The 6,859-nt window shown below is 66.3% G+C and carries 5 protein-coding genes and 1 pseudogene; 3 read left to right on the forward strand and 3 right to left on the reverse strand.

The genetic code is table 11. The annotated features are described in order from the left end of the window. Positions 1 to 1,110, reverse strand: a 1,110-nt coding sequence (locus ACFV7Q_RS37895; RefSeq protein WP_385435497.1) for an Hsp70 family protein, incomplete at its 3' end; no start/stop codon positions are given. Positions 1,111 to 2,077: 967 nt separating this feature from the next. On the opposite strand from ACFV7Q_RS37895, the gene ACFV7Q_RS37900 reads away from it, so the two are divergent. From ACFV7Q_RS37900 to ACFV7Q_RS37910, 3 genes and pseudogenes are all read left to right on the forward strand, one after another. Further along, positions 2,078 to 2,317, forward strand: coding sequence for a DUF6191 domain-containing protein (locus ACFV7Q_RS37900; protein ID WP_385435498.1), 240 nt, complete (start codon positions 2,078 to 2,080; stop codon positions 2,315 to 2,317). Positions 2,318 to 2,694: 377 nt separating this feature from the next. Then, positions 2,695 to 3,452, forward strand: a pseudogene (locus ACFV7Q_RS37905) (GntR family transcriptional regulator). A 48-nt stretch (positions 3,453 to 3,500) separates the two neighbouring features. Further along, positions 3,501 to 4,790, forward strand: a complete 1,290-nt coding sequence (locus tag ACFV7Q_RS37910) for an MFS transporter (protein WP_385435499.1) — start codon at positions 3,501 to 3,503, stop codon at positions 4,788 to 4,790. Positions 4,791 to 4,824: 34 nt separating this feature from the next. Here the strand turns inward: ACFV7Q_RS37910 and ACFV7Q_RS37915 are convergent, their stop codons facing one another. Together ACFV7Q_RS37915 and ACFV7Q_RS37920 are read right to left on the reverse strand one after the other, a co-directional pair. Then, a complete protein-coding gene (locus tag ACFV7Q_RS37915; protein WP_385435500.1) occupies positions 4,825 to 5,196 on the reverse strand; it encodes a site-specific integrase in 372 nt (123 codons plus the stop codon). Positions 5,197 to 5,583: 387 nt separating this feature from the next. Further along, entirely contained in the window at positions 5,584 to 6,066 is a 483-nt protein-coding gene (locus tag ACFV7Q_RS37920) for a DedA family protein (RefSeq protein ID WP_385435501.1), read from the reverse strand. Positions 6,067 to 6,859: the final 793 nt, after the last annotated feature.

Genomic DNA, 6,859 nt, shown 5'->3' on the forward strand with positions numbered 1-6,859 from the left:
GTCGAGGAGCAGGACGTCCTTGACCTCGCCCTTGAGGACACCGGCCTGGAGGGTGGCGCCGATGGCGACCACCTCGTCCGGGTTCACGCCCTTGTAGGCCTCCTTGCCGCCGGTCAGCTCCCTGACGAGTTCCGTGACGGCCGGCATGCGGGTGGACCCGCCGACCAGGATGACGTGGTCGATGTCCGAAACCTTGATCTTCGCGTCCTTGACCGCGTTGTGGAAGGGCGCCTTGCAGCGCTCCAGCAGGTCGGCGGTGAGCTGCTCGAACTGGGAGCGTGTGAGCTTCTCCTCCAGGTGCAGCGGGCCCTGGGCAGACGCGGAGATGTAGGGCAGGTTGATCGTCGTTTCCGTCGTGGCGGAAAGTTCGATCTTCGCCTTCTCCGCGGCCTCGCGCAGACGCTGGAGTGCCATCCTGTCCTTGGTCAGGTCGATGCCGTAGGCGTTCTGGAACTGCTTCACCAGGTGATCGACGATCTTCTGGTCCCAGTCGTCGCCGCCGAGGTGGGTGTCACCGTTGGTGGACTTGACTTCCACCAACCCCTCGCCGATCTCCAGGAGCGACACGTCGAAGGTGCCGCCCCCCAGGTCGAAGACGAGGATCGTTTGGTCGTTCTCCTTGTCCAGTCCGTACGCCAGGGCGGCGGACGTCGGCTCGTTGATGATGCGCAGCACGTTCAGGCCGGCGATCTCACCGGCTTCCTTCGTCGCGGTGCGCTGCGAGTCGTTGAAGTACGCCGGAACGGTGATCACGGCGTCCGTGACGTCCTCGCCGAGGTACGCCTCGGCGTCCCGCTTGAGTTTCTGCAGGACGCGTGCCGATATCTCCTGGGCCGTGTACCGCTTGCCGTCGATGTCGCCGGCATGCGGGAAACGCCAGTCCGCCTCGCCGACGTGGCGCTTGACCGACCGCGCGGTGCGGTCGACGTTCGTCACCGCCTGCCGCTTGGCGATCTCTCCGACCAGGACCTCTCCGCCCTTGCCGAAGGCCACCACGGAAGGTGTGGTCCTGTTTCCTTCGGTGTTGGTAATGACCGTGGGCTCGCCGCCCTCCAGGACTGCGACGACGGAGTTGGTCGTGCCCAGGTCGATCCCGACTGCGCGTGTCATCGTCCGCTCCTCTCAGATCAGTGAACCTGTCGGTGCTCACTGGTCGGCGGCTTGAGCAAGGCCGCCGCTGTACCGGTCCGGTGCGGGAGGCGTCTCGTACCAGGGTGACGCGACACTCACCAAGGGTAGAGCGGTGCCCATGCCCGCCGGATGTACATGGCCACAACACCTATATAGTCCGCATCAATAAACTTGACAAGCCTTGACTCAAGATGGCGAGGGGTCGGTGCGGCATGCGGGCGCAGGCAGTGAAGGAACGTCCGCGCCGGGGGATCGTTGCCGTCGCCGGCAGGAGTAGCGCCGAGACGAAGCTGAAGGTGCCGAGCGATGCCGCGCACGCACCTTCACGGCCGCGGCAGGGACATGGGCATTCGCGCTCGGCCCGCCAGCGTGGTGGAGAAATGCGGCGGTTTCCTCAAACCGGCCCGCCCGCCACTCGGCGAAGGCAGACCGGAGGAAACGCACACATCCGGGGAGCGCGCGGAACGGGGTGGCAGAGCTCATGGGGTTACCCGAACGCGAGATCGATCTGTTGAGCGCCCAGCACGTGGTCGGCGAGGAGCTGGGGGAGATGCGGGGCGCGGGCCGGTGCCCAGGGCACGACGTTCGTTGAGCGTCGGTCGGGCCGTGGACCGGGCGTTTCCGCCCCCCGCTCCGCTTCCGGCGGATTCGCCTGGACCGACGGCGACGTCCCGCGGTTCGACCAGGGGCCGGCTGCGGTGGCCGGCTGAGTGCCGAGGAGGCCGACGGCGGCATGCTGACGAACTGGCTTCTCGGGGGCCGGTACTGATGGGTTCCGGCCCCGCCTTGGGTGAAGGCCAGGAGTGGCTGGCCACCTTTCTCCAGACTGCGAGGTGTCCCATGAGACAGCGGCGGCTGAGCCGCCTCTCTTACCACCAAGTCATTGGCTCAGCCTGCACTGGCGGTCGTGCCCCGCTGGTCAGCAGCCTGTCAGCACGAACCATCGATGCCCAGTAGGCGAGAACCCTTGCTCCTTGCGACTGGCAGTGTCGTCATCTCCCTGGGGCTGTTCCTCTTCACGTGGGTCGGCTGGCGGCGGCGCAGGCATGGCGGCGGCGGAGCATCCAGCACCGAGGCGTGGGCCGAGCTCTTCCATCCGTCACAGCGACACGTGCAACAGGAGCGGGAACACCGACTTGTCCTCAGGGATGACGCCGAATCCGGTGCACCCCCCCAGCGCTGTTGACCTCGACTCCGGCAAGGCGGTCATCCGCCCCGCGCAGAACGCCACGAGCAGGTACGACGCGCCGTAACGGTTCGTTACATCACCATCCGCGCGTGCACCTGCCAGGAGTTCTCGGTTTCGTCCAGCCCCGTGCTTCTGCTGAGCCAGCAGACGCTGGTCGTCCTGCCGGACTGTTTCCCCGGCACCAGCACGCCGGGTTTACGCCTTGGCGGCCGACAGCCGATCAGCGGCGAGTTGGCCTGCTTGCCGACTACCTCCGTAGGCGCATGAGCGCGGAGCGTATTTCTACTCCAGCAGCTTTTTCCTGGTGCAGTAACTTGCCAACGCCCCCTGGGAACGACCAGCTGCCGCAGAGCAGGACAACCGGAGGATCATCCATGCCCCGAGAGGCGCCGTACCTCGCAGTAGCCGACGTGCTGCGCGCGCGGATTCTCGCCGGAGAGTGGGAGATCGGGGAGCGCCTGCCGTCTCGGGCACGGCTTGCCGTGGAGTACGGGGTCGGACGCAACGTCATGCAGAGGGCCATGGACCGTTTGATCATCGAGGGTCTCCTCGAAGGCCGCGCCGGCTCGGGCACCTACGTCCGCAGGCCGCGAGAGCGCCTGCGGCTGGTCCGCTCGCGGCACCGCGAACGCCGGGAGGGTTCTCTTCCCTGGCAGGACAGGAGGGAGCGGGGCAGGGCCGACGCCTGGGATTCGCACAGTCTGGTGCGCGTCCCCGCCCCCGAGCCGATTGCCGAGCGGCTCGCCATCAGCCCCGGGGACCTCTGTGTCAATACGCATTACGAGTTCCTCGCCGACGGGCAACCCGTCCAGCTTTCCGAATCCTGGGAGCCGATGGCTATCACGGATGGAACGCCGATTGTGCTGCCCGAGATGGGTCCCCTGGCGGGTAAGGGGGTGGTCGAGCGCATGCGTTCCATGGCGTGGTCATCGCGACTGTGGTCGAGGTGCCGCGCCCGGCTCGTGCCACCCAGGTGCAGGCGAACCTTCTGGGGATCAGCGTGGGGGACCTCGTGCTGCAGATCGAGCGGACCATCTTCGATACGGACGGACGTCCGGTGGAAACGGCCGACATGGCCATTCCGGACATGCGCCGGGAAGTGGTCTACGAGTTCGGAGTCGACCGTCCTTAGTCGTTGAGCCATTCGAGAGACATCGAAAATCCGACAGTTGGGTATTCCATGGCGAAATCCTCCCGGCTCGGCCTCTTACGTAATCGGGACTTCGGGCGATTGTTTGCTGCCACTGCGCTCGGTCAGTTGGGCGACCGCATTATTTTTCTGACCTTGCCTTTGGTTGCCATCGCGGCATTGCATGCCGACGAGTTCCAGGTGGGCTTACTGACCTCGATGACTTCGGCAGGATCGCTCCTGGTCGGGTTGCCGGCAGGCGCGTGGGTGGACCGCATGCGGAAGCGATCGGTGATGATCAGCACTGATCTCGCTCGCGCGCTGTTCCTCTTGACGGTTCCGGTGGCGTGGTGGGCGGGGCTTCTCACCCTCTGGTGGCTCTATGCAGTCGCCTTGGCTCATGGAGTGTTGACTGTTTTCTTCGATGTTGCGTACGTCAGCTATCTCCCGCACTTGGTGGGACGCGGCAATCTCGTGGAAGGCAACTCAAAACTGTCGGCCATACGTTCGGTGACGAGTATCAGCGGACCGACGGTGGCGGGGCCGCTGGTCGGCCTGGTTGGAGCTCCTGTAACGCTTTTGGCGAGTTCGGCCGCAATGGCTATGTCGGGGCTGCTCGCAATCACCATCCGGAAACGCGAAGAGAAGCCTGAGTCGAGCGAACATCATCAATTGGCTCGAGAGATTAAGGAGGGGCTAAAATTCGTCGTCACGTACCCTACTCTCCGTGCGATCATGCTGGGGGAAGTGATATTCAACCTCTTCCTGGTCATGTATCAGACCATGTTGCTGGTCTTTTTGGAGCGAGAGATAGGCCTCCAGTCGTTTGGTATCGGCCTCATTCTGTCGGGAATGGGTTGTGGTGCCTTGCTGGGCGCACTGTTGGCAACCAGGGTCTCCAAGCAGGTCGGGCAAGGTCCAGTCATCTGGATCGCGTCGCTGGTTACCTGTCCGTTGACCGTGCTCATGCCGTTAGCGCGAACGGGTTGGAGCCTGTACGTGGCTGCGATCGGGCTCGCGGCTCTGTCGCTGGGTGGAGTCGTCCGCGTGGTGGCTCAGTCAAGCTTCCAACAGGCCCTGACGCCGGATCGGCTCCTGGGTCGGATGAGCGCAACAGCTCGATTTGTTTCCTGGGGTGGCATTCCTCTCGGTGGGCTTTTGGGGGGAGCCTCGGGCTCTGTGTTCGGGGCAACAGGCACTTTGTGGATTGGTGCAGCCGGTATGACGCTGAGTGCCCTTCCCAACTTCCTGTCACCGCTTCGCGCAATGCGCACGTTGCCAACGGAGAAGGCCCCCAGCGACTCCCCCTGCGACGACCGCCACGGACTGGCCCGCACATAGCCGACGCGGACCAGATGCTTGTAGAGGCTGACGATCACGGCAGCGTCCCGGTCCCAGCTGGTGCCCCCACCGTGCCTTCGGTGTCTTCACGCCGCCACTGACGGAACTGCAGGATGTCCATTTCGGTGGCCGAACGCAGGTCCGTCCCGCGAGCCTGCAGGAACCCGAGCAGCATCAGCACCGTGTAGGCGTAGGCCCGCATCGACTTCGCGTCCCGCCGGGCCAGCGCCAGACTGCGGAACCACGAGGAGACCGGCTCCACCGGCCGCATCGCTTCGTCCAGCAGGACCGGCGTACCCGCCGGGAGGCGATACCGCTCAAGAGCCCCTGCCAGAAGGGACCGATCTATCCCCGCGACATCACCCACCCGCCACACCGCCCGATGGCTGGCGAAGTACAGCCGCACCGATCCCTCCCGTACCGGTCTGAGCACGTTCGTACGTACGCAGTCACGCCAACGGAAGATCGCCGCCGAGGCTACAAGGCGCACAAGATGTCACCCAGGTGAGACAACCCTCGATGTCTGGACAACGTCCTGGATGGAGACAGACTCGCGCCGGCGGGGACGTATCTGCTAGGCCGTAACTGGCGGCATTGGCCCCTGGCCGTACGCGTCCATCACCCGGAACCGCGGCCCGCCAGACAGTCAGCCTGCTGCTGCATTCCCAGGACGAGATGGAGGAGGGGCAGGCTGCCGGGCCTTGCGCACGACCTCGCCCTGTGGATCCCGTCCGAGGAGAGCTGAGGCCGCGTCCCGTCTCGCCCGCCGTGGCACGCGTCCTCGCGAGACGGCTCAGGATTCCCCGGCCGCGGTGTCACCGGAGGACAGGGCCGACCTTCTTCTGCGGTACGCCACCACCCCGCACACCGCGAGGAGGGGGACGGCCACGGCGGCCACCCCGAGGGCCGTCCGCTCGGCGAAGAGCCTTCCCAGCAGTTCGAGCACGCCGAGCCCCGCGGTCGCGTAGATCAGCGCCCAGGCCGCTCCGCCCACGAGCAGGGCGGGGAGGTAGCGCGGCAACGGCATGCGCATGCTGCCCGCGAGGAAGTTGACTGCGGTCTGAAAACCAACGGTCAGGAAGGAGACGGCCACCACCGGCGCACCCCACCGCTGGATCGCCCGCTCGGCGCGCTGGAACTTCGCCGAGGAGATCCGCCCGGCGAACCTGCTGCGCCGGGCGCCGGCGCCGGCGAGCCACCCGACGGCGAACGTCCCTCCGGCGCGGAGCAGGACGATGACATACAGGGCTCCTGCCGTGAGCGCGATCTTATCCACGGCGCCTCGTCCCGAGCCCGGGGCCGTAATGTGCGACGCCCCTCATCCGCATGGGAGTCCCGCCCCAGCGGGCGCATGACGCGCACAAGCCCGGTCGCCGTCTCTCACTTGTGCCCTGCCCCTGCCCGTTCCGTCCTATGGGTTGCTGCCTGCTGCCTGCTGCCTGCTGCCTGCTGCCTGGAACCCGACCCTGCACGCTCGCACCACAGGACAAGGTAAGCCTAACTGCACGCGCGTGCGGGGGTACAGGGGGCTACCGGAGGAACGGCGGGCGGGGGCATGAGTCTGGTCGGCTGCCCGATGCCTCAGCCCTGCCGGTGCGGACTTCTGAGCGTCGAAGTCCGGTCCCTCGGCCGGGTGAACTCGACCAGCGACTGTCGCTTCCAGTGCGTGAGAGGCTACAGAGGGCCATGACGATCGCGATTCCCTGCCCTGGTCGCAGAAATCCGCGGCGTGCGGCCGGGTGGCGCCTGCGTTTTCACCGCCGCCACGCGAGATGCCCACTACCGGGCGGATTCGCCTGGACGTGACCGTGGACGACGTCCGGCGGTTCGGTCAGGGGTCGGTGGTGGCGGCCGGCTGACCGCCCAGGGGGCCGCCGGCGGCGTGTCGGCGAACTGGTCCTTTGGGCGAGCCGGCCGGCACCGGTGGGTCCACCTCCGTACTTCGGCGCGTTCGGTGCGTGATCACGGCGAGGGCTAAGGGTTGTCCCGCAAATGATCTTTGGTGTGCCGGGTGACCTGCGTGTTCTTGTCAGCCGGCGAGGGTGAGGTTGTGCAGGCGGGCGATTCCG

It is taken from the genome of Streptomyces sp. NPDC059851 (assembly GCF_042732005.1).
In the GTDB taxonomy this organism is placed as follows: Bacteria; Actinomycetota; Actinomycetes; order Streptomycetales; family Streptomycetaceae; genus Streptomyces.